Here is a 24188-nt window from a genome sequence, read left to right as displayed (position 1 = left end):
CCGGACTACCTGGCGCATAAGCGCGCAGGGTCACCGGACTTCCCGTTTCATCCACCCGGCAGAGCGCCAGGCGGACACCTCGAACCCGGCAAGCTTAGCCGAGTATGACGTTGTCCGGCAAGTGGCCGGCGCGCGATTGCCCGGTCGTGATCGCCTTTCTCTGACGCCAACCTATGCAAAATGCTAAATTAGCGCCCTGTTGAATATGGGGGGGCTATGTTGAAACTGTTGGTGGTGGAAGATCACGCGCTCGTTCGCGAAGGCCTGGTTCGGCTGCTTGGCCAGATTGAACCGGGAGCGCAGGCGCTGGAGGCTACGGATTTCGAAGCAGCGCTGAATGTGCTTGAAAACGAAGGCGAATTCGATCTGGTTCTGCTCGATCTGGCCTTGCCCGGGATTGACGGTTTTGCCGGCCTCGACATCCTGCGTCGGCGTTACCCGGCGATGCCGGTGGCCGTCGTCTCGGCCTTCGACGATGCGCCGACGATCACCCGTGTGCTTAATCTTGGTGCCTCCGGCTTCATTCCCAAGGCGTTTTCCGGCGAAGCCCTGCTCTCGGCGGTACGTGAAGTGCTGGCCGGCAACATCTTCCGGCCGACCGGCCAGTCCGCAGCGCAGCTCGATGACGTGAGACCGGTGCCGCCGTCGAAATCCGGCGTGCGCCCCGATGAAATCGGCCTGACCGACCGCCAGGGGCAGGTCCTGGCGCTCATGGTGCGCGGCATGTCGAATCGCGACATTGCGGAGCAGCTGGGGCTTTCCGAAGGCACCGTGAAGATCCACGCGACGGCGGTGTTCAAAACACTCGGCGTCAATAGCCGGACGCAGGCTGTGGTCGCGGTGGCCCGTTACGGCATCGACTTTGAAAGCGTTTTCTGAAGCTGGTTGAGTAGCGCCCGCAGCTTGGCCGGGCGGACCGGCGTCGGCAGGGCGTGGGCGCCTGGTGGCTGGGACTGCCCGACCGAGCCGACGAGAACGATCAAGGGTGTGCCGGGCGCCAACTCGGCGCTGACGGCGTCTGCCACGTCGGCATCGGCGATGAGCACGGTATTTTCCGGCGCCCTTTCCTCTGAACGGCCGTCGCTGCTCGTGACGGCAAAGCCCCAGCCGGTGAGGAGGCCAACGCAGGCGACCATGTCAGCCGAGTGGCCGATGCAGTGGACTTTGTCGGCCGCCTGCGCCTGGCTTTCCGGGGGCTGGGCAATCATTCCCGGTGGGCTGCCGGGGACCCGCAGCGAGAAGGTGGTGCCCTCGCCGAGCCGCGAGCGCAGCGCGACCTGAATGTCGAGTGCGCGCGCCAGCCGGTCCACGATGGATAGCCCGAGACCCAGCCCCTTGTTGTGTTCGCGGGCGACGTTGCCGACCTGATAGAACTCAGCAAAGATCGCTGCCTGATGTTCCCTGGCAATGCCGATGCCGCTGTCGCGCACTTCGATCAGCACGTGTTCGCCACGCCGTCGGGCGATGACGAGAACCCGGCCGCCCGGCATGGTGTAGCGCAGGGCGTTAGAGACCAGGTTGGCGATCATTCGGTCGAGCAACAGGGGGTCGCTGTTTGCCCATAGTGGGCTGGGGCGAAAACGCAGCGTGATGTTGCGGTCGGTTGCGGCGCGCCGGAAGGAATTGGCTATCCGCTCAAAAACCGGTTGCAGTGGGAACGGGCGGCAGTCCGGCTTGATCCCCGCGACATCGAGGCGGGAAATGTCGAGTAGCGAATCGAGCAGTTCGCCAAGCATGGCGGTTGATGCAGAAATCTGTTCGGCCAGCCGTGGTAGCTCGCTCGGTGTGCCGCTGCGGAGCTGGCGCACGAGGTCGGCTGAGAACAGCGAAAGGGCGTGCAGCGGTTGCCGCAAGTCGTGGCTGGCGGCGGCGAGAAAGCGGCTTTTGGCCGCGTTGGCCCGCTCGGCCGCGTCCTTTCGCCCGGCCAGTTCGACCGTGGCGGCGTGGATGCGCTCTTCAAGATGATCGTGGCTGGCGGCCAGTTCGGTGGTCATGATCGACATTTCACGCACCTGGCGACGCACCAGCAGGGCCCCGACGAGGAGCACGATGCTGACCAGCAGGCCAAGCGAGGCGAGTTCGACCAGCCGGCTTTGCCAGGCGGCGAGTAGCGTTTTTTCGGAAATGGCGGTGAGGATACGCAGGTCGGGGAATCCCGGCACTGCGCTGACCGAGACGAGCAGACCATTGGCCTTGGCCAGCCCGCTGGCCGGCACCCTGTTCCGCAGTTTTCCATCGAATAGTACGGTGTCGGCCCTGGCGCCGAGGACGGCGGATTGTCGGCTGACGTCGCTCGGCCGGCAGGAGGCAATGATTTCGCCGCGGGCATTGGTCAGCACGGCTTCAAAAGCGTCGGAGAGCCGGTTCGGCCAGCAAAAATCCTGTAAATATGCAGGCTCGATGGCAGCAAAGACGGCGCCGGAGAAAACCCCGTTATCCGTCGTCAGGCGGCGGCTGACGGCATAGGTGTAGCGGCCGGAATTGCGGCCGACGTAGGGGCCAAAGGTGGCGGCTTCGGCGCCGTCCTCCAGCGCCATGAAATAGGGGCGGTCCTTGACGTTGATGTGCGGCGTCGGAAATTGGGTGGAAAGGAAGCGCTGGTTGCCGTGGCGATCGAAGACAATCAGGTCGCGCAGTTGCGGCATCGAGCGCGAATGGCGCTGGGCGATGTATTCCCAGCCCTTCGCCGAGGCCCATGTTTCCCAGTCGCGATGCGGGCCGGAAAGATCGCTGGCGGTATCGCGCAGCAGCACATCGATCGCTTCGAAGGCGCGCGCCGTGTGTTCCGACATCATCAGGCTGAAGTGCTGCAGGCGGCGTTCACCGACCTGAAGATCGTTGTGGCGAACCAGCGTCAGGTCGATGACGAAGACCAGCAGAATGATCAGGGTGCCGGCCATGGCGGCTGTCAGGGCGAGGGTCTCGGGCTTTCTGGCGCGCATTTGGCGGCGGGCTCGTTACGAGATTTGATAGCAGTAGAGCGGGCGGGGCGGGGTGCAATCAACGTCGATGATGCGATTCGGCGTTGCGCCGGGAACCGGGAAACTGTTGCTGATGAACAGACTGCCCGGTGCCATTTCGGTCTTCACCTTTTCCCACAGCCGGGGCATCGGCGCCGGCGAGAGGAAGGCGTAGACCACGTCGTAATCAGCCAGCTTGGCCTGCCATAGATCGTCCCAGCGCCAGGAGATGTTCGGCCGTCCGAGGCTGAAAAAGCGGCCGACCAGCCAGGTCAGCGGGGCGTTTTCATAGCCGGTGAAATGGCTGTCGGGCAGCGCATCGGCGAGCGGTACGGTGGTGCTGCCCAGCCCGGCGCCAAGGTCGAGAAAACGGCTCGGGCCACGCTCGGCGAGCAGCTCGGCCAGCGCGGCGACCGTCTGTTTGTTGGAAAGATAGAGCGGTACCTGCCCGGACAGCGCGCCGCGAAAGACGAGTAGCAAAAAGATGGCGGCGAGCAGGAACCAGAGCGGATCGATGGCCTGGCGCTGGGTGTACCAGACGAGCGGCATGAAGCCGGCGTGAATGACGCGCCACCACCACGGCTGGCGCGAGACGGTGGCAAAAAACAGGGCAACGCCGCCGATGGCCAGGCTGGTTTCCAGCCACGGCATAGCTTCGGCTTTCCAGCCGTAATAGGGCCAGGCGATGGAGAGAACAAGGATGACCGCCGCCCCTTGCAGGGCGAACTGGCGTTTCGGCGTTGAAGTCATCCGCCGATTTTATGCGATCAGCGCGGAACTCGCCTTTTCTCTTGCTTGAGTGGGCTGTTCGCCGGTGCGCTCCGCGAGCGAGGGGAGCGGAGTACGCAGGGTTGGGGCGGTTTGCCGGGAAAGCCTCCAACCGCAACGATCTCAAATTCGGCCGAAATTTCCGGTTGACCGTGGAAGAGTCTCTTGCTGCTTCAAACAGAGAAATCAGGCCGGCCTGGATTTACTCGTAGTGAGTCCACATGCGCAAGACGCGAACCGTTTTCTCTTTGGCAAAGATCTCATACACGATGCGGTGCTGAATATTGATGCGGCGGGAGTAGGCGCCGGTAAGATCCCCGACCAGCTTTTCGAAGGGCGGCGGATTTTGAAACGGGTCGGTGGCAAGAACCGCGAGCAGTTCTTGTGCCTTCTGTTTAAGACCGCTTGCAGCAAGCTTTTTTGCATCCTTCATGGCTTGCTTGGCATAAGCAATTTCCCAACTCACCATTCAAGCGCATTCGAGCTGTTTTCGAGGGGCTCTGCCATGCCGGTCTTGATTGACTCGCGCATGCCCGGTACGGCCAGCAGGTAAAGCGTTTCCTGAATTGCGCTCCAATCTTCCGCGGAGATCAACACGGCATTGTTGCGTTTTCCGGAAATGACGATTGGCTCATGCGACTCAACTGTTTGATCAATGAGGCGGTACAAGTTCGCGCGAGCTTCGCTGGCGGTAAGGGTGTTCATTTTGTGCTCCTTCGATGAAGCTTAAATGGTACGCTAATGCGTACGTCCGTCAAGAATCAGTGCAGGCGTTTCAAGATGCCGACAAAATTAGCACTCAAACCGGCGACATAAAACGCCAACCTCGACGATTTCAAATTTGACCAAAATTTCCGGTTGACCGTGGCTTAACCGGACTCAACCAATACTTTGCCACCTCGTCTCCAGATCGCCTCTCAGGCCACATTTACCCGAAGACTTTCCCGTGCGGCACCTGCTTTTTCCGCAGCCTGTCTCCGCACCGGCCCGAATCCGCGCACTGCGGCCGGCCAGTTGGCGAGTGCCGTGAGTGTCGGGTTTGGACTGTGGCCGACGATGAAGTCGAGGTCGCTTTCGTAGTCGGCGAGGAGTTGGCGGTCGAGCTGGCTTTCCTTGTTGTTTTTCCATGGATCGAGCCAGCTGCCGCGCCAGCGGCGGGCCTTGGCCATTAGCCCGAATACCGGCAGCAGCCAGGCGCCGAAGCAGATTTTCTTCGGGCGGCCGTCCGGGCCGGGGCGGGTGAGTCCGGGTGGGGCGAGGTGGAAGCTCAGGCGCAGGTCGCCGTCGAAGCGCTCGTTCAGGCTCTTCAGGAAATCGGTCTGGGCGTACAGGCGGGCGACTTCCCAGGCGTCCTTGGGGGCGAGCAGGCGGGCGTACTGGGTGGCGACGGCGCGGCTCAGGTCGTCGTTGCCGAGGCGGCGGATGGCTTCGACGCGGCTGGCGTAGCGGGCGGCGAGGTCGGCGTCGTGGTAGGCGGTGAGGTGGTCGACGCGGCTGGCGATCAGTTCGTCCAGCGTTGGTTCCGGCAGCGGCTGGCCGGTGAGCGGGCCGGCGATTTTGGCGACTTTTTCCGGGTCGACCGCAGCCCGCCGGCCCCATTCGAAAGCCTGGCGGTTGGCGTCGACGGCGGCGCCGTTGAGTTCGATGGCGCGATCGAGGGCGGCGGCGGAAACGGGCACCAGGCCGCGTTGCCAGGCGACGCCGAGGAGCAGCATGTTGGCGTAGAGGGCATCGCCCATCAGGCGGGCGGCGAGGTGCTGGGCGTCGATGAACTGGACGTGATCAGCACCGAGGGTGTCGGCCAGTTGCGTCTTGAGCCCGGCCAGCGGGAAGTGCCAGTCGCGGTTGCGCGTGAACTCAGCGGTCGGTGTTTCGGTGCAGCTGACGACGGCGCGCGTGCGGCCTTCAAGCATCTTGGACAGGGCTTCGCTGCTGGCGCTGACGACGAGGTCGCCGCCGAGCACGGCATGGGCTTCGCCGGTGGCGATGCGGGCGGCGTGGATGTCTTCCGGACGGTCGGCGATGCGCAGGTGGGAGAAGACGGCGCCGTATTTTTGCGCCAGGCCGGTCATGTCCAGCGTCGAAATGCCCTTGCCGTCGAGGTGGGCGGCCATGCCGATGAGGGCGCCGAGGGTGATGACGCCCATGCCGCCGACGCCGGTGATGAGCAGGTTGTAGGGTTGGCTCGTGGCGGGCAGTTCGGGCGATTTCAAAATTGGCCAATTTTCAGGGTTGACCGCGCCCTGCAAGAAGTCCCCTTGGGGGATGGGATTCGATCCTTTTTTGAGTTTGCCGCCTTCGATGCTGACGAAGCTCGGGCAGAAGCCGTTGACGCACGAGAAATCCTGGTTGCACGACGACTGGTCGATCTGGCGCTTGGTGCCGAAGGCCGTTTCGACCGGCACGATGGACAGGCAGTTCGATTGCACCGAGCAGTCGCCACAGCCTTCGCAGACGGCTTCGTTGATGACGACGCGCTGGGCGATGGCCGGCAGCTTGCCGCGTTTGCGCCGGCGCCGCGCTTCGGTGGCACAGACCTGGTCGTAGATGAGGACGGTGACGCCGGGTTCCTCGCGCAGTTCGCGCTGCACGATGTCGAGTTCGTCGCGGTGGCGGATCGGCACGTTGGGCGCGAGGTCGGTGATGTCCGCGTACTTGGCTGGGTCGTTGGTGACGATGACCATCTTGCCGACGCCCTCGGCCTCAAGCTGGCGCGTGAGGCGGGCGACGCTCAGGATGCCGTCGACGGGCTGGCCGCCGGTCATCGCCACGGCGTCGTTGTAGAGGATTTTGTAGGTGATTCCAGGCCGGCGTTGAGAGCGGCCTTCCCCCCCTTTCGCGGGAAGGGGGGTGGGGGGATGGCTGTTGAAAGCACTGATGGCTTGCCGAATGGCAAGCAATCCGGAGTGGAAATAGGTGCCGTCGCCGAGGTTGGCGAAGATGTGCTTTTCGCTGGTGAACGGCGCCTGGCCGACCCAGGGCACGCCTTCGCCGCCCATGTGGGTGAAGGTGGACGTGCTGCGATCCATCCACGTCACCATGTAGTGGCAGCCGATGCCGGCGACGGCGCGCGAACCTTCCGGGACGCGGGTCGAGCTGTTGTGCGGGCAGCCCGAGCAGAAATGCGGTTTGCGCTCGGCGAGGACGATGGGCGTCAGCGCCGCCTTTTGTTTGTTTTCGATGAGCGCGAGACGGGCGGTGATGGTCGGCGAAGTGAAGAAGCGGCCGATCCGCTCGGCGATGACGCGGGCGATGGTGGCGACCGGCAGTTCGCCGGTGGCCGGCAATAGCCAGTTGCCTTCGCTCCACTCGCCGATTTCGTCGAACTTGCCGATGACGCGCGGACGGACGTTTTCCCGCCAGTTGTACAGCTCTTCCTTGAGCTGGTATTCGAGCAGCTGGCGCTTTTCCTCGACGACGAGGATTTCCTCGAGCCCTTCGGCGAAATGGCGCACGCCTTCCGGTTCGAGCGGCCAGACCATGCCGACTTTGAATAATCGGATGCCGATTTCGCCGGCCAGCGCGTCGTCGATGCCGAGTTCATCGAGCGCCTGGCGGACGTCGAGGTAGCTTTTGCCGGCGGTCAAAATGCCAAAGCGCGGGGCGGGCGAGTCGATGATCAGCTTGTTCAGCCCGTTGGCCCGGCAGTAGGCCAGCGCGGCGTAGAGCTTGTGGTTGAGCAGGCGGGCTTCCTGGACGAGCGGCGGGTCGGGCCAGCGGATATTGAGGCCGTCCGGTGGTAATTTGAAATTGGGCGGAAAAATCGGGTTGACCGTGGAAGCGTCGATACTGACCGAAGCTGAGGTCTCGACCGTGTCGGCCAGCGCCTTGAAGGCCACCCAGCAGCCGGAATAGCGGCTCATCGCCCAGCCGTGCAGGCCGAAATCGAGGTATTCCTGGACATTGGCCGGGTAGAGCACCGGGATCATGACCGCCTTGAAAACGTGCTCGGTCTGGTGCGGCAGGGTGGATGACTTGGCGGCGTGGTCGTCGCCGGCGATGACCAGCACGCCGCCGAATTTCGAGCTGCCGGCGGCGTTGGCGTGGCGGAAGACGTCGCCGCAGCGATCAACGCCCGGCCCCTTGCCGTACCACATCCCGAAAACGCCGTCGTATTGCGCGCCGGGAAACAGATTGACCTGCTGGCTGCCCCATACGGCGGTTGCCGCCATGTCTTCGTTGAGGCCGGGCTGGAAGGTGATGTGGTGTTCGGCGAGGTGTTCCTTGGCCTTCCACAGGCCGAGGTCGAGGTTGCCGAGCGGGCTGCCGCGATAGCCGGAAATGAAGCCGGCGGTGTTGAGCCCGGCGGCCAGATCGCGTTCGCGCTGCAGCATGGGCAGGCGGATCAGCGCCTGGGTGCCGGTCAGGAAAACGCGGCCGGTGTGGCGGGTGTATTTGTCGTCGAGCGAGGCCGATGGGGCGGCCGGCCCGGGCGGGGGCGCCAGATTGCTCATGGTTGTCTCCGGTAAGGACGCCTTGTGGGCGCAGTGGGATGCCGCCAAGCCGGGGGTGTTGGCTTGATGGTCTGGAGCTTGGATTGTTATTGCCGGACGATGTTCCAGCTATGCGGGATTACCCGGGCAAGTCGAGGCGCAGCGTGAAGCTGAAAGTGCTGGCCGGAGGGGGCCGGCCGGGATGGGGCAGCTACGGGAGGAAGCGGGTGGCCTGATCGAGATCCGTGTGCGTGTGCCCTTCGTATAGCGCGGTGACGAACTTGCGCCAGACCAGGTCGGGTTCGCCGATGCGGAAGCCGCAGTAATGCTGGTCATCGAGGTCGGTTTCCTGAACGACCTGGACGGTGAGTCGGGATGTTTCTTTAAGGCCAAGCTGGACGGTGGCGTTGAGCCACACCTCGGCCGGTATCGGCTCGATGATCCTGGCCCGGAAGCCGTAGCGCGATACTTCATTGACTTCGATGTTGATCGGCTTTTCAAAAAGGGGCGTCGCATTGTTGAGGCGGGCCGGGCACTTGACCGAGAACCGGCGGTGCTGGCGAATGAGCGGAGCGCTGCCTTTTTCGGGAAGCGGCGGCAGGACGCTGCGATATTCGGGCAGGTCGTAGATGAGGTGAAGCAGGGCTTTTTTGCGGTCGCTCAGTTCGGCGAAGACATTGGTTTTCTGGTTGAAGAAATAGTCGATCAGGTCTGGCGTCAGCACCGGGTCGTTGGTCGTGAAGAAGCGCCGGTGCGGGATCTGGATGTTGGCCAGCCTGGTTTCGCAGAAATAGTGATACAAATTCCGGTTGTTGGCCTTGCCGGCATAGGCCTTGCGCATGGTTTCGGGGGCGTGCTTGAGATCAAGCGAGGCGCCGACGGCCGGGGCGCCATTGACGAAGTCGTAGTTCTCGACGATGTTGGCGGTCAGCCGCTTGAAGAAGAGCAGCGACTCGTACATCTCGATATGGCGCGGATTGACCGCGATGACCAGATGGCGGGTGTCGAAGAAGGTCGTGCAGTATTCGTACATGAACTTCATGAGTGGGAAAAGGATGGTTCCACCCGTCCGCCGGAAACGCGGATGCACGGCCAGCGCCGAGACCTCGGCGATATTGCCTTCCTTTTCGCGCACGCCGGTCAGGTCGAAAATGCGTTGCAGCGGGAAGCCGATGGCGCTTTCACGGATCAGCGACAGCGTGCCGACGACCTGATCGTCGAATTTGGCGCACAGCGTCGTTGTCGTGGGCAGGGCGTGATAGATCGTGACGCGCATGCCGGAAGGGTCGGGGGTCATGAAGCCGCTGCTGACATAGGCGTCATGCAGCAATTTGAAGCAGGCTTCGAGCTCTTCCTTGGTCTCGGCGATTTTCAGGACCAGGCGCTTGTTCGGCTCCGGGTCGCAGTCCACGAAGGAGCGATAGACGTTGTGGCGACTTTTCTCCGGGAGCATCGCAAATAGCTTGCGAGCAGTCTGGCTGACGTAAAAGCGCAAACGGGCTAGGGCCGGCATCAGGCTCACTTAATGGGAAAATACACTTTTATCATAGCACCTTATGATTGACATGAATCAGGTGCCTCCGGACAATCGGAGGATACCGTTTATCCCCAGTCGATCAGGAGAATCATCGATGCAAGCCAGGCTTTCCGTAATTGCCCTCTCCGTTGCCGCTGCTTTTGCCCTCTCCGCCTGCGGCCAGAAAGAAGAACCGAAACCCGCTGCGGCCCCGGCACCGGCTGGTAAGCCGGAAGTGGTTGTCAGGCTCGGCCATGTTGCCCCGATGACCGGTCCCCAGGCCCACCTCGGCAAGGACAACGAAAATGGCGCCGTGCTGGCCATCGAAGAACTGAACGCCAAGGGCATGGAAATTGGCGGCGCCAAGGTCAAGTTCGAACTGATCAACGAAGACGATCAGGCCGATCCGAAGCAAGGTTCGATCGTTGCCCAGAAGCTCGTCGATGCCAAGGTCAATGGCGTCATCGGCCACCTCAATTCGGGCACCACCATCCCGGCTTCCCGGCTTTACGCCGATGCGGGCATTCCCCAGATTTCCGGTTCTGCGACTAATCCAAAATACACGCAACAGGGTTTCGCCACGGCTTTCCGGGTCATGGCCAACGACGTCCAACAGGGTAAGAGCCTTGGCGAATTCGCCGTCAAGCAAGGCGTCAAGACGGTGGCCATTGTCGACGACCGTACCGCCTACGGCCAGGGGCTGGCTGACGAGTTCAGAAAAGCGGCTGAAGCCTCTGGTGTCAAGGTGGTGGCCAGCGAATACACGACTGACAAGGCGACCGACTTCAAGGCGATCCTGACCAAGATCAAGTCGACCAAGGCTGAACTGGTCTTCTTCGGCGGCATGGATGCGCAGGGCGGCCCGCTGGCCAAGCAGATGAAGGAACTCGGTATCAAGGCCCGGTTTCTCGGCGGCGATGGCGTGTGTACCCCGGAGTTCATGAAGCTGGGCGGGGCGGCCACCGAAGGCCAGTTCTGCTCGCTGCCCGGCATGCCGCTGGAAAAACTGGCCAAGGGGCCGGAATTCAAGGCGCGTTTCACCCAGAAATTCAATGCTGAAATCCAGCTCTACGCACCGTATGTTTACGATGCCGTGATGGTCATGGCCGATGCGATGAAACGGGCCGATTCGGTCGAGCCGGCCAAGTTTCTGCCGGCTGTCGGCCAGACCCGGTACGACGGGGTGACGGCGATGATCGAATTCGATGCCCGGGGCGACCTCAAAGGGGGCGCTATTTCCATCTACAAGTACGCGGGCGGCAAGCTTGAATATGTCGAGACGCTGGGCGGCAGCACGCTGGAAACGGCCAAGGCTGACATCAAGGCGGACGTCAAGGAAGCCGTGGCCGATGTGAAGGATGCGGCGAGGGCGGTGGCCGGTGCCGCGACGGCAGTCGGCAAGGACGCCGTCAGCGATGTCAAGGATGCGGCCAAGGCGGCGACCGAGGCTGGCAAGGAGGCCGTCAAGGCGGGCGCCGAAGCGGTCAAGAACGCGGCCGATGCGACCAAGGCAGCGGTCGACAAGAAGTAATCGTTCAATCCGCTACATGGAAACGGCACCGCAAGGTGCCGTTTCCTTATGTTCGAAAAGAAAAAGACTAAATGGATATTTTCCTCCAGCAGATCATCAACGGTCTCGTCCAGGGCAGCATCTACGCGCTCGTCGCGCTGGGCTACACGATGGTCTACGGGATCATGGGGCTGATCAATTTCGCGCATGGCGAGGTGGTCATGATCGGTACGCTGGTCACCATCACGGTGGCCGGTTCGCTGATCAAGGCCGGCATGCCGGTGGCGCTGGCCGGGCTGGCCGGCATGATGGCGGCGGTGCTGGTCTGCATGGCGCTCGGCTGGGCGCTCGAGCGCGTTGCTTACCGGCCCTTGCGCAACGCGCCGCGGCTGACCCCGCTGATCACGGCGATCGGCATGTCCATCGTCCTGCAGAATCTGGCGATGATGATCTGGGGGCGAAATTACCTGACTTTTCCGTCACTGTTGCCGAAAATGGATTTCGAGTTCGCCGGTGCCAATTTCACGCTGATCCAGATCATCATCGTCCTGGTTTCGGCGGCGACCATGGGCGGCCTACTGCTGCTTGTCTATCGCACCAAACTCGGCATGGCCATGCGGGCGACGGCGCAGAACCCGGCGGTGGCCAGCCTGATGGGCGTCAATATCAATCGCGTCATCGCTGCCGCCTTCGTCATCGGCTCGGCACTCGGCGCGGTGGCCGGCGTCATGGTCGGCACCTATTACGAAATCGCCCACTACCAGATGGGCTTCATGCTCGGCCTCAAGGCGTTCACGGCGGCCGTCCTTGGCGGCATCGGCAATCTGGCCGGGGCCATGTTGGGCGGCATTCTGCTCGGCATCATCGAGGCGCTCGGGGCCGGCTACATTGGCGACCTGACTGGTGGCTTTCTCGGTAGCCACTATCAGGACATCTTTGCCTTCGTCGTGCTTATCGTCGTGCTGATGTTCAAGCCGTCCGGATTGTTCGGTGAAAAGACGGGGGACAGGGCATGAATTTTGGCCGTTTTTTCCGGTCGACCGTGGGAATCGGCCTGACCGCCGCTTTTCTGCTTGCCTTGCCCTTCATCGCCGCGACAGGTGGCCAGGCTTGGGTGCGTATCCTCGATTTCGCCATCCTTTACGTTTTCCTGGCGCTCGGCCTCAACATCGTTGTCGGCCTGGCCGGTCTGCTCGACCTCGGCTACATCGCCTTCTACGCCGTCGGCGCCTACACTTGGGCCTTGCTGGCGAGTCCTCACTTCGGCTTGCACTGGCCGATCTGGGCCATCCTGCCGGTCGGCGCCGGGCTGGCCTGTTTTGCCGGCGTGCTGCTCGGCTCGCCGACGCTCAAGCTGCGTGGCGATTATCTGGCCATCGTTACCCTCGGTTTCGGCGAAATCGTCCGCATTTTCCTCAATAACCTCAATGCGCCGTTCAATGTCACCAATGGGCCGCAGGGCATCACGCTGATCGATCCGGTCAGCTTTGGCACCTTCAAGTTTTCGGGCACGACGCAGATTTTCGGCTTTGCGTTGAGCGGGCCGCAGAAGTATTACTTCCTGCTCGTCGCGCTGGCCATTCTGGTCATCATCATCAATATCCGCCTGCAGAATTCGCGCATCGGTCGCGCCTGGCAGGCCATCCGTGAGGATGAAATCGCCGCCAAGGCGATCGGCATCAACACGCGCAATCTCAAGCTGCTCGCCTTCGCCATGGGCGCCAGCTTCGGCGGCGTCGCCGGCGGCATTTTCTCAGCCATGCAGGGCTTCGTCTCGCCGGAAAGTTTCTCCTTGCTGGAATCGATCATGATTCTCGCCATGGTGGTGCTCGGCGGCATGGGCCACATTCCCGGCGTCATCCTCGGCGCCGTGCTGCTCACGGTGCTGCCGGAAGTCCTGCGCTATGGTGTCGGGCCGCTGCAGATGGCCTTGTTCGGCAAAATGCTGGCTGATCCGGAAAGCCTGCGCATGCTGGTTTTCGGCCTGGCCCTGGTGCTCGTCATGCGCTTCAAGCCGGCCGGGCTGTGGCCGTCGCCGGTGCGCAAACGGGAACTGCAGGAGACCGGCAAATGAGCGCGAATTCGCCAAAACCGCTGCTCGAAGCGAAGGCGGTTGCCAAGCACTTCGGCGGCATCAAGGCACTGCTGGATGTCTCGCTGAGCATCCGCCACGGCGAAATCTACGGTCTGATCGGCCCGAACGGCGCCGGCAAGACGACCTTCTTCAACTGCATGACCGGGCTCTACGTGCCGGACGGCGGCGGTTTCACCTTCGCCGGTACGCCGCTCATCGCCGATGCGCCGGACCAGGCCGCGGCGCGCGGCATCGCCCGGACCTTCCAGAACATTCGCCTATTCGGCAACATGACGGCGCTCGAAAACGTCATGGTTGGCCGCCATGTACGGACCAGGGCCGGCGTGCTCGGCGCGATGTTCCAGAATGCCGCGACGAAGGCCGAAGAAGCGGCGATCCGGCAAAAAGCCATCGACCTGCTGCACTACGTCCGCATCGAGGAACGGGCCGACGATCTGGCCCGCAACCTGTCCTACGGCGACCAGCGCCGACTCGAAATCGCCCGCGCCCTGGCCACCGAGCCCAAGTTGCTCTGCCTCGACGAACCGGCCGCCGGCATGAACGCCACCGAAACCGAGCAACTGCGCGAGCTGATCGACGGCATCCGGCGTGACGGCACGACGATTCTGCTCATCGAACACGACGTCAAACTGGTCATGGGCCTCTGCGACCGCGTCGCCGTGCTCGACTACGGCGCGCTGGTCATCGAGGATGTGCCGGCCGTCGTGCAAAAAGATCAACGCGTCATCGAGGCTTACCTAGGTGCTTGAAGTAACCGGACTCCACGTCGCCTACGGCGGCATCCAGGCGGTGCGCAGCATCACCTTCCACGTCAACGAAGGCGAAACGGTGGCCCTCATCGGGGCCAACGGCGCCGGCAAAACCAGTACCCTGAAAGCGATTGCGCGGGTCCTCGAGGCGGCCGGCGGCGACGTCCATTTTTGCGGCGAAGACATCACCCGCCTGGCACCGCACCGCGTCGTCCGCAAGGGCATTGCGCTGGTTCCCGAAGGGCGCGGCGTCTTTCCCCGGCTGACCGTGCTCGAAAATCTGCAGATGGGTGCCTTCATCCGCCCTGCTACGGTCGACGTCGAAAAAGACCTAAAAATGGTTTTTGGCTATTTCCCGCGTCTCAAGGAGCGGGAAAGTCAGCTCGCCGGCACGCTGTCCGGTGGCGAACAGCAGATGCTGGCGATCGGCCGCGCCTTGATGAGCCGGCCGAAAATGCTGCTCCTCGACGAACCGTCGATGGGTCTGGCGCCGATCATGGTCCACACGATTTTTGAGGTGGTCCGCGCCGTCGCCGCCGCCGGCATGACCATCCTGCTCGTCGAGCAGAACGCCCGGTTGGCCCTGCAATCCAGCCAGCGCGGCTATGTCATGGAAAGCGGCGAAATCACGCTGAACGGTGAATCGGCCATGCTGCTCGACGATCCCAAGGTGCGCGCCGCCTATCTCGGCGAGTAGCTCGTGAGCATCGTTCCGTTTCAGGCGCTGGCCTGCCCGCTCGACGGTGTGCCCTTGCAGCGCCACGGTTCGAGCTGGCGATGTGCTGCCGGCCACTGTTTCGATATCGCTGCCTACGGGTACGCCAACCTGCTGCCCGTCCAGCAAAAGCGTTCGCGCGATCCGGGCGACAGCAAGGAAATGGTCGCCGCCCGCCGGCGTTTCCTCAACGCCGGGCATTACGAGCCGATCGCCGCGGCGGTCAGCCGGGCGGCGCTGGCCGACCTCCCCGCCAACGCGACGATCAGTTGCCTCGATGCCGGCTGCGGCGAAGGCTATTACCTGCGCCAGTTCGCTGCGGCGGCCGGTGAGGGACAAACGCTGGCCCTGCTTGGTCTCGACATCTCGAAGTGGGCGGTGCTCTCAGCCGCCAAGCAGGACAAGCGGCCCAACTGGCTGGTCGGCAGCAATGCCCATCTGCCCGTGCTGCCGGCGACACTCGACCGGGTGTTGTGCATGTTCGGCTTCCCCGTCTATGCCGAGTTTGCCCGCGTGCTCAAGCCGGGTGGTGTGCTCCTGCAGGTCGATGCCGGGCCGGATCACCTGCGCGAGTTGCGTGAAATCATCTACCCGGCCCTGAAGCCCGAACGGCCCGCCAACAACCTGGTGCCACCGGGTTTTGTCCAACTGTCCTCGGAAACACTGAGCTTTCCGCTGGCTATCGACGGCGCCGAACAGATTGCCGACCTGCTCGCCATGACGCCGCACCTCTACCGGGCCAGCGCCGAGGGGCGGGCCAGGGCCGCAGCGCTGACGGCGCTGGCCATGACCGTCGACATCCGCCTGACGCGTTTCGGGCGGCAAGCCTGATCGCCTGAAGCATCCGCACTTTTTCAGGTGCATCAAACGAATTGCCATCCGGAGAGGTGACAATGACCGACATCGTCTTTCACCGGATCGCCTCGTCATGACCTTTCGCCATTCCCTCGCCGCACTGGCTGCCCTGTTGCTTTCCGCCACCCTTCAGGCCGACGAGCCCAAGCCCGTCGATAGCGCGCCGAAACTGGCCTACGGCCTCATGATGCAGCAGGGCGAGCGGCTGATTTTCTCGCCCTGCCGCGACCCCAGCTACGCCAATGTCGAGGACGTCTCGGCCGATGGCAGCGTGACCCGGGCGCTCAACAGCGTCGGCCTCGCTGCCGGCAAGCGGCTCTACGTCGAACTGCTCGGCGTGCTCGAAAACGGGACGTTGAAGGCGTCGGCTTTCAACATGGCGCGCGTCGAAGGGCGCTGCCAGATGCCGGGCGGCAAGGAAGAGGCGTGGCGCGCCGCCGGCAACGATCCGGCCTGGGCGCTGGTCGCCGGCAGCGAACACGTTCGCCTGCAGCGCTACGGCAAGCCCGAGGTCGTGCTGCCGTACACGGCGTTCCGCAGCGATGGGAATGTCAGCCGCTACGACGGTGCCAGCGACCACGCCAAGTTGGTCGTCCGCCTCGACAAGACTCTTTGCCGCGATGCCCAGGCCAACGGTATTTTTGCGTGGACGGCGACGGTCGAGTTGAACGGCGAAGTGCTCAAGGGCTGCGCCTGGCAGCGTTGATTCAGCAGACTGCTACGGTCAACCGGAAATAACGCCCCAAATTCAAGTCGTCGAAAAGGTGAAGGCGTCGGCGAAGAACGCTTCTTCCGGCAAGCCTTGGGCGACGAAATCGCGTTTGGCCGCCTCGATCATGTGCGGCGACCCGCAGGCATAGACCTGGTAGCCGGAAAGGTCGGGAAAATCGGCCAGCACGGCCTGGTGCACGAAGCCGCTGCGACCGGCCCACGCGTCGCCGGTCGCCGGCTCCGAGAGCACCGGGATGTAGCGGATGTCGGCCTGCTCGGCTGCCCATTTTTCCGGCAGCGCGTTCTGGTACAGATCGACGCGCGCCTTGGCGCCCCAGTAGATGAACATCGGTCGACTGATGTTTTTGGCGATGGCGTGCTCGACGATGGACTTGACCGGGGCGAAACCGGTGCCGCCGGCGAGCAGGATTATCGGTTTCGACGAATCTTCGCGCAGGTAGAAGCTGCCATGCGGGCCGTTGAAGCGCAGGATGTCACGAACCTTCACGGTCGAGAAAACCTGCTCGGTGAACAGGCCACCGGGAACGTGGCGGATATGCAGTTCCAGCATGTTCTCGTCGCGCGGCGCACTGGCCAGCGAGTAACTGCGCTTCTTGCCGTCCTTGAGCAGGATGTCGATGTACTGGCCGGCGAGAAACTCAAAACGCTCGTTGGCCGGCAGGCGCAGGTGCATTTCGATGACATCGGGCGCCAGCTTGTCGAGCTTCTCGATGCGCGAAGGCAGGGTCTTGACCGGAATGTCGCTGGCCAGGCTGAGTTGCTTGCACTCGATGACCAGGTCGGTCTGGGCGCTGGCGCAGCAAAACAAGGTCAGGCCGGCGGCTTTTTCATCGTCGGTCAGGGCGTGTGGTTGCGCCTTGCCGTGGTCAACCGAGCCGCTGACCACCTTGCCCTTGCAGGCGCCGCAGGCGCCATCCTTGCAGCCGTACGGCAGCACCAGCCCCTGACGCAGCCCGGCGTCGAGCAGGGTCTCGCCGGCTTCGGCGCTGAAGGCGCGACCGCTCGGCTGGACAGTGATCTGGTAGCTCATAATTTCCCCTTGGTCGTCGGCTACAATGCCGGCGTGCAAAAAATCCTGATTGTCGGCAGCGGGGACGTTGCCCACCGCATCCTCTCCCGCCTTGCCCCCCATGCCCGCGTCTATGCCCTGCTGCGCAATGTCAGCCGGGTGGCCGAATGGCGCGCAGCGGGGGCGCGGCCGGTGCTGGCCGATCTCGACGACCGGGGCAGCCTGCAACGCATCGCCGGACTGGCCGACTACGTCTTGCATCTGGCGCCACCGCCCGGCGAAGGCCGTCACGACACGCGTACCCGCAACCTGCTGGCCGCCTTGGGCAAGCGCAAAAGTCTACCACGGCGTCTCGTTTACGTAAGCACGACGGGGGTTTATGGCGACTGTGGCGGGGCGCCGATTGATGAAACGCGCCGCCTTAATCCGGAGAGCGCCCGCGCCGGTCGCCGGGTCGATGCCGAAACTTGCCTGCGCCTATGGGGCAAGCGGACCGGGGTCAAAGTCTCCATCCTGCGCGCCCCGGGCATCTACGCTGCCGACCGCCTGCCTATCGAGCGCCTGAACAAGGCCCTTCCGGCACTGTGCGCGGCCGATGACGGTTACACCAACCACATCCACGCCGACGACCTGGCCGCCGCCTGTATCGCCGCGCTGCGTCATGGCGGCGCCAACCGCGTTTACAATATCGTCGACGATTCCGACCTGAAGATGGCCGAGTATTTCGACCAGGTTGCCGATGCCTTCGCGCTGCCGCGCCCGCCGCGCATTTCGCGGGAAGAGGCGGTTCGGATGTTGTCGCCAGTGCAGATGTCCTTCATGCGTGAATCGCGGCGCATCGGCAACAAGCGCCTGAAAACAGAATTAAAACTGCGTCTTGCATACCCGACGGTCGACGTCGGGATCGCCGAGGCGAAAGCAGCCAAGCTGGCTGCCAACTAGGAGAAACGCATGCTCGTCGTCAAGACCCTGCATATCTGGATGGTCATTTCGTGGTTTGCCGGCCTGTTCTACCTGCCGCGCATTTTTGTCAATCTGGCCATGGTGCCGGCCGACAGCATCGCCGAGCGCGACCGCCTGCTGCTGATGGCCGGCAAGCTCTACAAATTCATGACGCCGCTCGGGATTCTGGCCGTGCTGACGGGTCTCTGGCTGTGGATTGTCTATGCCAACCAGATTGCTCTTGGCGGCTGGATTCATGCCAAGACCACGCTGGTCGCCGTCCTCGCCGTTTACCACTGGCATTGCGGCCGGGTGCTCAAACAGTTCCAGGGCGGCGGCAACACGAAAACCCACATCTGGTTCCGCTTTTATAACGAACTGCCGGTGATCGTCCTGCTCATCGTTCTCTTCCTCGTCGTCCTCAAGCCCTTCTGACATGAATACCTATTTCGCAATCTGCCCGCGCGGGCTGGAAGAACATCTGCTCGAGGAGCTGCGTGCCGTCGGTGGCGAAGACCTGCGGACGACGCACGGTGGCGTATTTTTCACCGGCGAATGGTCGGTCTGTTACCGCGCCAACCTGGAATCCCGGTTGGCCACCCGCATCCTCTGGCACATCGTCAAGGGGCCGTACCAGAAGGAAGAAGACATTTACCGGCTGGCCGTCCGCCAGTTGTGGCCGAACCATTTCGACGTGACGCGCACCATGCGCGTGGTGACGACGGCCATCAAGTGCCCGCTCAAGTCGCTCGATTTCGTCACCCTGCGCGTCAAGGACGCCGTCTGCGACCGCTTTCGCGAGGATCGCGGCGACCGGCCGAATATCGAGACGCGCCACCCGGATGTCAGCATCCACGTCTTCCTCTCCGAAAACGAATGCACGCTGTACCTCGACACCTCCGGTCAACCGCTGTGGCAGCGCGGTTTCCGCAAGGCCAGTGTGGCCGCGCCGCTCAAGGAAAATCTGGCCGCCGGCATTCTCAAGATCACCGGCTGGCAGCCCGGCACGCCGCTCGTCGACCCGATGTGCGGCAGCGGCACCTTCCTGCTCGAAGCCGTGCAGATGGCGCTCGATCGCGCGCCCGGCCTGGATCGCGGGTTCGCCTTCGAGATGCTGCGCCATTTCGAGGCGCTCAACTGGGCGAACATCCGTCAGGCCGCCGAAGCGCGCGTCAAGCCGGTCGAGCCGATGGACATTCGGGGCTACGACATCGACGACCATGCCGTCCGCGCCACCCGGCGCAACCTGCAGGAAGCTGGTTTTGGCGGCATTGTCACGGTCGACCGTGAAGATCTGCTCGAAACGCAACCGCTGACCGATCACGGCATCCTCGTCACCAACCCGCCCTACGGCGAGCGCATCGGCGAGCAGGACGAACTGGCCGCCTTCTACCCGCAACTCGGTTCGGCCCTGAAAAAGCACTGGGCCGGCTGGAACTGTTTTTTCTTCACAGCCGACCTGCGTTTGCCGAAGCTGGTCGGACTCCGGCCCAGCCGCAAGACGCCGCTGTTCAACGGCCCGCTCGAGTGTCGCCTGTTTGAAATTCGCATGGTCGCCGGGAGTAATCGCAAACCTTGATTGCTGCGATGCAATACGCATGGAATTTTGATCCCGGTCAGCTTGCTGGCCACATAGCCGTGCGAGGATTATCGTTTCGTAATTCATAATTTCAGGAGATAGCGCATGTCCGTCCAGGCTCTGTACCAACAAAAACGCATGTCCGCCGCCGATGCCATTCGCGTCGTCAAGAATGGCGACACCATCGTCGTTCCGACCGCCGTCGGCGAACCGCCCAGTCTGTTGGCGGCGCTGTCGGAGGCGCGTCGCGATTTCCGCGATGTGCAGATTTCGCAGATTCTGGCCGTGCGCAAATTTGGCTACCTGGACCCGGAAACCGTCGACCATGTCCGTCACACCGCCTATTTTTATAGCGGTGCGACCCGCCCAGGCGGCAAGGATGGCTGGGTCGATTTCATCCCGGCCTATTTCTCCGAAATGCCATCGCTGCTCAACCGCGGCCTGATGCCGGCCGATGTCGTGTTCACCATGGCTTCGCCGATGGACCAGCATGGATTCTTCTCGCTGTCGCTGGCCGCCGACTACACGATGGCCGCCATCGACCGGGCGCGGGTCGTCGTCCTCGAAGTCAATCCCAACGTACCCTTCGCCAACGGCGACTGCCACATCCACATTTCGCAGGTGGCCGCGCTGTGCGAGAGCGACGAGCCGATTCTCGAAGTCGGCCTGCCGAAGATCGGCCCGGTCCAGGAGGCGATCGGCAAGTACGTCGCCGACATGATTCCCGACGGCGCCACGCTGCAGATCGGCTACGGCGGCATTCCCGACGCGGTGGTCATGCAGTTGACCGATAAGCACGATCTCGGCATCCATACCGAAATGGTCGGCGACGGCATCATGTCCCTGGTCGAAGCCGGGGTCGTGACCAATCGCAAGAAAAATTACCACCAAGGCAAGATGCTCGCCACCTTCGCCCTCGGCTCGAAGAAGCTCTACCAGTTCATGCACCGCAACCCGGCGCTCGAAATGCACCCGGTCGATTTCACCAATGACCCCTACCTGGCCGGCAAGAACGATAACCTGCACGCCATCAACGCCACGATGCAGATCGATTTCCTCGGCCAGTGCGGCTCGGAGAGCCTCGGTCCGATTCCCTACTCGGGGACCGGTGGCCAGTCCGATTTCGTCCGTGCCGCCAATCGCTCGAACGGCGGCAAGGCCTTCATCGTGCTGCCGTCAACGGCCAAGGACGATACCATCTCGCGCATCGTGCCGACCCTGTCGCCGGGCACCCACGTGTCGACGAGCAAGAACGACATCAACTACGTCGTCACCGAATTCGGCGTCGCCCAACTGCGCGGCAAGACGGCCAAGCAACGCACCGAAGCGCTGATCGGCATCGCCCACCCCGATTTCCGCGGCGAACTGCGCGACGCGGCAAAACGCCTGAAACTGCTCTGAGGGGGAGACGATGATTCTACAAAAGCAATTTTCGGATCAGGAACTGTCGCAGATCATCGAGGAGGGCGCCATCTACATGTGCGCCTGTCCGGCCCAGGTGGCGGTGCAATTGCGCAGTCTGCGCGAGTTACACCGCTATCAAAATGCCTGCGAAGTCGATCCGGGCAACGACCTCCGGGTTCACCAGGCGATTGCCGAAGCGACCTTGCGGTCGCATGTGGTGATGGAGGACTGCATGGTGAACATTCTTGCCATCGAAGGTTGGGACCGGACGACGCTGAAAATGCCGGAGGGCCTGCGCCGCCGACGCGATGAACTGATCGCCCGGGACGACTGAGGCTGCCTGTTTTTCCGCTTACAACTTGTAGCAAATTTAATCGCCGGTCCGGCCTAAAATTGACTATCGTTTAGTTGTGGTCAAGGAAGGCTGGAGTTCCCCATGAAAGCGGCAAAAATCCTGATGGTCGTCCTCTCCGTGCTGATGGCCGGTGTGGCGACAAATGCCTCGGCCCATGGCCCGAGGGCTCGGCTCGGTGTCTATATCGGCGGACCGGTCTGGGGGCCGGTCTGGTACCCGCCGCCCTATTATTACCCGCCGCAGGTGGTTGTCGTGCCGCCGCCTCAGCCACAGGTTTACATCGAGCAGGCGCAGGAGCAGGCCCCCGACTCAGGGCAGCAATACTGGTATTTCTGCAAGAGTGCGCAGGGTTATTACCCTTACGTCAAGGAATGTCCTGGTGGCTGGCAGAAAGTGCTGCCACAACCGGAGAAATGAATCATGGCTAACAAGAAATCACTTTTCACCGGCGCGGGCGTGGTCAGTGGCGCGTTGCTGCTTGGCGCCTGTACGGTATTGCCAACCGGGCCGACCGTCATGGTTTTGCCGGGAACCGGGCAGAGCATAGAAAATTTCCGGGAAGATGACGGGTATTGTCGGCAGTACGCCCACATCCAGATTGGTGGCAAGACTGCCGAGACTGCAGCGCGAGAATCGGCGGTGACGAGCGCCGCCGTCGGTACGGCAATCGGCGCGGTAGCAGGCGCTGCCATTGGTGGCCATCGTGGTGTTGGCACCGGTGCCGGGGTTGGCTTGCTGATGGGCAGCGCGGTCGGTTCCGATAGCGCGCGCGCCTCCGGGGTGGGTACGCAGCGCCAATACGACAACGCCTATATTCAATGCATGTACACCAAGGGCCATCGGGTGCCGGTGCCGGCCGGCATGGCTTACCCACGCGCGGTCCGTTCGCCTGATGCCGGCGTCCCGCCGCCATCTTCTGGTTCGTCGTTGCCGCCACCGCCTCCTGGATCGCCACCGCCTCCGCCGCCCGGCGCGAGGTAATCGTCAATAAAAAATGCCCGGCTTTTCAGACTGGGCATTTTTTATTTTTAGCCGGTTTTTCCGGTTGACCGTGGACGTCGCTCCTCCGGGTGGTCCCGAGTCAGGCGACGCCGGCGCTGTGCGCCTGTTGGTCGGCCCAGTAGCTGGAACGAACCATCGGCGCGCAGGCGGCGCCGGTGAAGCCCATTTTCCTGGCTTCTTCCTCGAACATCTTGAAGGTGTCGGGATGGACGTAGCGCGTCACCGGCAGGTGATGGCCGGAGGGGGCGAGGTACTGGCCGATGGTCAGCATTTCGACGTCGTGGGCACGCAGGTCGCGCATGACGTCGAGGATTTCGTCGTCGGTTTCGCCGAGGCCGACCATCAGGCCGGACTTGGTTTTGACGTCGGGGTAGCGGGCCTTGAACTGCTTGAGGAACTGGAGCGAGTGGGCGTAGTCGGCACCGGGGCGGGCCTGCTTGTAGAGGCGCGGCACGGTTTCCAGGTTGTGGTTGAGGACGTCGGGCAGGGAAGCACCGAGGACGTCGAGGGCGACATCCATGCGGCCACGGAAGTCGGGGACGAGGGTTTCGATGGTGGTGGTCGGCGACAGTTCGCGGGTGTTGCGGATGACGTCGACGAAGTGCTGGGCACCGCCGTCGCGCAGGTCGTCGCGGTCGACGCTGGTGATCACGACGTAACGCAGCTTGAGTGTGGCAACCGACTCGGCCAGTTCGCGTGGCTCGTTCGGGTTGGGCGGCAGCGGCTGGCCGTGGCCGACGTCGCAGAACGGGCAGCGCCGCGTGCAGATGTCGCCGAGGATCATGAAGGTCGCCGTGCCGCGGCCGAAGCATTCGCCGATGTTGGGGCAGGTGGCTTCTTCGCAGACGGTGTGCAGCTTCTTTTCGCGCAGCATGGTCTTGATTTCGCCGAAGCGCCCGGCGCTGTTGCCGGCCTTGACGCGTATCCATTCGGGTTTGCGCAGCGGGGTGTCGACCGGCACGATCTTGATGGGGATGCGCGCGGTTTTCAGTTCGCCTTTTTGCTTGACGCCTTTTTCAGCCATTTTTCTGTTCCAGTTGCTGCAACAAGTGTTGCGAGAGTTGCTCGCCGGCCTCGTGAGCGGTGAGCGGAATATTGAAGTCCGTGGTCTGGATGACCTTCAGGCCAGCATAGCCGCAGGGATTGATCGCGGCGAAGGGGGAGAGATCCATGTCGACGTTCAGCGAGACGCCATGATACGAGCAGCCGTTGCGGATGCGCAGGCCGAGGGCGGCAATCTTGGCCTCGCCGACATAGACGCCGGGCGCGCCGGCGCGGCGCTCGGCGGTCACGTCGTATTCGGCCAGCAGGTTGATGACGGCCTGCTCAATGGCGGTGACCAGTTCGCGGACCTTGATTTTCAGGCGGGCGAGGTCGAGCAGGAGGTAGAGCACGACCTGACCCGGGCCGTGGTAGGTGACCTGGCCGCCGCGGTCGATCTTGACGATGGGGATGCCGACGTCCTTGAGAATGTGCTCCGGTTTGCCGGCTTGGCCAAGGGTGTAGACGGGCGGGTGCTCGACGATCCAGATCTCGTCAGGCGTTTCGGCCGTGCGGCTGGCCG

At 63.0% G+C, this 24188-nt stretch carries 24 protein-coding genes; 15 read left to right on the top strand and 9 right to left on the bottom strand.

Annotated elements, in window-relative coordinates:
- Positions 1–216: 216 nt before the first annotated feature.
- Positions 217–879, top strand: a complete 663-nt coding sequence (locus tag ADADOO_RS02710; RefSeq protein WP_511274804.1) for a response regulator transcription factor — start codon at positions 217–219, stop codon at positions 877–879.
- On the opposite strand, the gene ADADOO_RS02705 is transcribed toward ADADOO_RS02710, so the two are convergent.
- The 6 genes from ADADOO_RS02705 to ADADOO_RS02680 form a co-directional block, all read right to left on the bottom strand.
- Positions 849–2942 (bottom strand): sensor histidine kinase, encoded by a 2094-nt coding sequence (locus tag ADADOO_RS02705; RefSeq protein WP_511274802.1) that lies wholly within the window; start codon positions 2940–2942, stop codon positions 849–851. The two genes, ADADOO_RS02710 and ADADOO_RS02705, sit on opposite strands and share 31 nt — an antisense overlap.
- A 15-nt stretch (positions 2943–2957) precedes the next feature.
- A complete protein-coding gene (locus ADADOO_RS02700) occupies positions 2958–3710 on the bottom strand; it encodes a class I SAM-dependent methyltransferase (protein ID WP_511274800.1) in 753 nt (250 codons plus the stop codon).
- A gap of 220 nt (positions 3711–3930) precedes the next feature.
- Entirely contained in the window at positions 3931–4197 is a 267-nt protein-coding gene (locus ADADOO_RS02695; protein WP_511274799.1) for a Txe/YoeB family addiction module toxin, read from the bottom strand.
- On the bottom strand, positions 4191–4433 hold the full coding sequence (locus ADADOO_RS02690; RefSeq protein ID WP_511274797.1) for a type II toxin-antitoxin system Phd/YefM family antitoxin: 243 nt from the start codon (positions 4431–4433) through the stop codon (positions 4191–4193). The genes ADADOO_RS02695 and ADADOO_RS02690 overlap by 7 nt, the downstream gene beginning before the upstream one ends.
- A gap of 212 nt (positions 4434–4645) precedes the next feature.
- Positions 4646–8182, bottom strand: a complete 3537-nt coding sequence (locus tag ADADOO_RS02685) for an indolepyruvate ferredoxin oxidoreductase family protein (protein ID WP_511274795.1) — start codon at positions 8180–8182, stop codon at positions 4646–4648.
- 190 nt (positions 8183–8372) lie between these two features.
- Positions 8373–9674, bottom strand: a complete 1302-nt coding sequence (locus ADADOO_RS02680; protein WP_511274793.1) for a GNAT family N-acetyltransferase — start codon at positions 9672–9674, stop codon at positions 8373–8375.
- Positions 9675–9792: 118 nt separating this feature from the next.
- On the opposite strand from ADADOO_RS02680, the gene ADADOO_RS02675 reads away from it, so the two are divergent.
- The 7 genes from ADADOO_RS02675 to ADADOO_RS02645 all read left to right on the top strand — a co-directional run bounded on the left by ADADOO_RS02675 (position 9793) and on the right by ADADOO_RS02645 (position 16307).
- On the top strand, positions 9793–11208 hold the full coding sequence (locus ADADOO_RS02675; protein ID WP_511274791.1) for a branched-chain amino acid ABC transporter substrate-binding protein: 1416 nt from the start codon (positions 9793–9795) through the stop codon (positions 11206–11208).
- A gap of 71 nt (positions 11209–11279) precedes the next feature.
- Entirely contained in the window at positions 11280–12203 is a 924-nt protein-coding gene (locus ADADOO_RS02670) for a branched-chain amino acid ABC transporter permease (RefSeq protein ID WP_511274789.1), read from the top strand.
- Complete coding sequence (locus ADADOO_RS02665; protein WP_511274787.1) at positions 12200–13261, top strand: ABC transporter permease subunit; 1062 nt, start codon at positions 12200–12202, stop codon at positions 13259–13261. Before ADADOO_RS02670 ends, ADADOO_RS02665 begins: the two co-directional genes overlap by 4 nt.
- Positions 13258–14031 carry an ABC transporter ATP-binding protein gene (locus ADADOO_RS02660; RefSeq protein WP_511274785.1) on the top strand — a complete coding sequence of 258 codons (774 nt, stop codon included), beginning with the start codon at positions 13258–13260 and terminating at the stop codon, positions 14029–14031. Before ADADOO_RS02665 ends, ADADOO_RS02660 begins: the two co-directional genes overlap by 4 nt.
- The gene (locus ADADOO_RS02655; protein ID WP_511274783.1) at positions 14024–14728 is read left to right on the top strand and encodes an ABC transporter ATP-binding protein; all 705 of its coding nucleotides are present in this window, start codon (positions 14024–14026) and stop codon (positions 14726–14728) included. Before ADADOO_RS02660 ends, ADADOO_RS02655 begins: the two co-directional genes overlap by 8 nt.
- Before the next feature lie 3 nt (positions 14729–14731).
- Positions 14732–15577, top strand: a complete 846-nt coding sequence (locus ADADOO_RS02650; RefSeq protein WP_511274781.1) for a putative RNA methyltransferase — start codon at positions 14732–14734, stop codon at positions 15575–15577.
- A 97-nt stretch (positions 15578–15674) separates the two neighbouring features.
- Complete coding sequence (locus tag ADADOO_RS02645) at positions 15675–16307, top strand: COG3650 family protein (RefSeq protein WP_511274779.1); 633 nt, start codon at positions 15675–15677, stop codon at positions 16305–16307.
- A 42-nt stretch (positions 16308–16349) separates the two neighbouring features.
- Here the strand turns inward: ADADOO_RS02645 and ADADOO_RS02640 are convergent, their stop codons facing one another.
- The gene (locus ADADOO_RS02640) at positions 16350–17363 is read right to left on the bottom strand and encodes a CDP-6-deoxy-delta-3,4-glucoseen reductase (RefSeq protein ID WP_511274777.1); all 1014 of its coding nucleotides are present in this window, start codon (positions 17361–17363) and stop codon (positions 16350–16352) included.
- Between the two features lie 33 nt (positions 17364–17396).
- Here ADADOO_RS02640 and ADADOO_RS02635 point away from each other — a divergent pair, with 33 nt between their 5' ends.
- The 7 genes from ADADOO_RS02635 to ADADOO_RS02605 all read left to right on the top strand — a co-directional run bounded on the left by ADADOO_RS02635 (position 17397) and on the right by ADADOO_RS02605 (position 22603).
- Complete coding sequence (locus ADADOO_RS02635) at positions 17397–18284, top strand: SDR family oxidoreductase (RefSeq protein ID WP_511274776.1); 888 nt, start codon at positions 17397–17399, stop codon at positions 18282–18284.
- A 9-nt stretch (positions 18285–18293) separates the two neighbouring features.
- A complete protein-coding gene (locus ADADOO_RS02630; protein WP_511274774.1) occupies positions 18294–18719 on the top strand; it encodes a CopD family protein in 426 nt (141 codons plus the stop codon).
- 1 nt (position 18720) lies between these two features.
- Entirely contained in the window at positions 18721–19863 is a 1143-nt protein-coding gene (locus ADADOO_RS02625; RefSeq protein ID WP_511274772.1) for a THUMP domain-containing class I SAM-dependent RNA methyltransferase, read from the top strand.
- A 105-nt stretch (positions 19864–19968) separates the two neighbouring features.
- Entirely contained in the window at positions 19969–21264 is a 1296-nt protein-coding gene (locus ADADOO_RS02620) for an acetyl-CoA hydrolase/transferase family protein (RefSeq protein WP_511274771.1), read from the top strand.
- Positions 21265–21274: 10 nt separating this feature from the next.
- On the top strand, positions 21275–21601 hold the full coding sequence (locus ADADOO_RS02615; RefSeq protein ID WP_511274769.1) for a hypothetical protein: 327 nt from the start codon (positions 21275–21277) through the stop codon (positions 21599–21601).
- A gap of 102 nt (positions 21602–21703) precedes the next feature.
- Positions 21704–22039, top strand: a complete 336-nt coding sequence (locus tag ADADOO_RS02610; protein ID WP_511274767.1) for a hypothetical protein — start codon at positions 21704–21706, stop codon at positions 22037–22039.
- 3 nt (positions 22040–22042) lie between these two features.
- Positions 22043–22603 (top strand): glycine zipper family protein, encoded by a 561-nt coding sequence (locus tag ADADOO_RS02605; RefSeq protein WP_511274765.1) that lies wholly within the window; start codon positions 22043–22045, stop codon positions 22601–22603.
- Between the two features lie 100 nt (positions 22604–22703).
- Here the strand turns inward: ADADOO_RS02605 and lipA are convergent, their stop codons facing one another.
- Complete coding sequence (gene lipA, locus ADADOO_RS02600) at positions 22704–23648, bottom strand: lipoyl synthase (RefSeq protein ID WP_511274763.1); 945 nt, start codon at positions 23646–23648, stop codon at positions 22704–22706.
- The coding region (lipB, locus tag ADADOO_RS02595) for a lipoyl(octanoyl) transferase LipB (RefSeq protein WP_511274762.1) at positions 23641–24188 on the bottom strand (548 nt) is incomplete at its 5' end. The genes lipB and lipA, both read right to left, overlap by 8 nt.

Source organism: Azonexus sp. (genome assembly GCF_036170495.1).
In the GTDB taxonomy this organism is placed as follows: Bacteria; Pseudomonadota; Gammaproteobacteria; order Burkholderiales; family Rhodocyclaceae; genus Azonexus.
This window is presented reverse-complemented; position numbering and strand designations above follow the sequence as displayed.

Excerpts from the sequence above, each read along its gene's own strand:
- ADADOO_RS02710 (WP_511274804.1), top strand. The coding sequence starts at position 217 with ATGTTGAAACTGTTGGTGGTGGAAGATCACGCGCTCGTTCGCGAAGGC.
- ADADOO_RS02705 (WP_511274802.1), bottom strand. The coding sequence starts at position 2,942 with ATGCGCGCCAGAAAGCCCGAGACCCTCGCCCTGACAGCCGCCATGGCC.
- ADADOO_RS02700 (WP_511274800.1), bottom strand. The coding sequence starts at position 3,710 with ATGACTTCAACGCCGAAACGCCAGTTCGCCCTGCAAGGGGCGGCGGTC.
- ADADOO_RS02695 (WP_511274799.1), bottom strand. The coding sequence starts at position 4,197 with ATGGTGAGTTGGGAAATTGCTTATGCCAAGCAAGCCATGAAGGATGCA.
- ADADOO_RS02690 (WP_511274797.1), bottom strand. The coding sequence starts at position 4,433 with ATGAACACCCTTACCGCCAGCGAAGCTCGCGCGAACTTGTACCGCCTC.
- ADADOO_RS02685 (WP_511274795.1), bottom strand. The coding sequence starts at position 8,182 with ATGAGCAATCTGGCGCCCCCGCCCGGGCCGGCCGCCCCATCGGCCTCG.
- ADADOO_RS02680 (WP_511274793.1), bottom strand. The coding sequence starts at position 9,674 with ATGCCGGCCCTAGCCCGTTTGCGCTTTTACGTCAGCCAGACTGCTCGC.
- ADADOO_RS02675 (WP_511274791.1), top strand. The coding sequence starts at position 9,793 with ATGCAAGCCAGGCTTTCCGTAATTGCCCTCTCCGTTGCCGCTGCTTTT.
- ADADOO_RS02670 (WP_511274789.1), top strand. The coding sequence starts at position 11,280 with ATGGATATTTTCCTCCAGCAGATCATCAACGGTCTCGTCCAGGGCAGC.
- ADADOO_RS02665 (WP_511274787.1), top strand. The coding sequence starts at position 12,200 with ATGAATTTTGGCCGTTTTTTCCGGTCGACCGTGGGAATCGGCCTGACC.
- ADADOO_RS02660 (WP_511274785.1), top strand. The coding sequence starts at position 13,258 with ATGAGCGCGAATTCGCCAAAACCGCTGCTCGAAGCGAAGGCGGTTGCC.
- ADADOO_RS02645 (WP_511274779.1), top strand. The coding sequence starts at position 15,675 with ATGACCTTTCGCCATTCCCTCGCCGCACTGGCTGCCCTGTTGCTTTCC.
- ADADOO_RS02640 (WP_511274777.1), bottom strand. The coding sequence starts at position 17,363 with ATGAGCTACCAGATCACTGTCCAGCCGAGCGGTCGCGCCTTCAGCGCC.
- ADADOO_RS02630 (WP_511274774.1), top strand. The coding sequence starts at position 18,294 with ATGCTCGTCGTCAAGACCCTGCATATCTGGATGGTCATTTCGTGGTTT.
- ADADOO_RS02625 (WP_511274772.1), top strand. The coding sequence starts at position 18,721 with ATGAATACCTATTTCGCAATCTGCCCGCGCGGGCTGGAAGAACATCTG.
- ADADOO_RS02620 (WP_511274771.1), top strand. The coding sequence starts at position 19,969 with ATGTCCGTCCAGGCTCTGTACCAACAAAAACGCATGTCCGCCGCCGAT.
- ADADOO_RS02615 (WP_511274769.1), top strand. The coding sequence starts at position 21,275 with ATGATTCTACAAAAGCAATTTTCGGATCAGGAACTGTCGCAGATCATC.
- ADADOO_RS02610 (WP_511274767.1), top strand. The coding sequence starts at position 21,704 with ATGAAAGCGGCAAAAATCCTGATGGTCGTCCTCTCCGTGCTGATGGCC.
- ADADOO_RS02605 (WP_511274765.1), top strand. The coding sequence starts at position 22,043 with ATGGCTAACAAGAAATCACTTTTCACCGGCGCGGGCGTGGTCAGTGGC.
- lipA (WP_511274763.1), bottom strand. The coding sequence starts at position 23,648 with ATGGCTGAAAAAGGCGTCAAGCAAAAAGGCGAACTGAAAACCGCGCGC.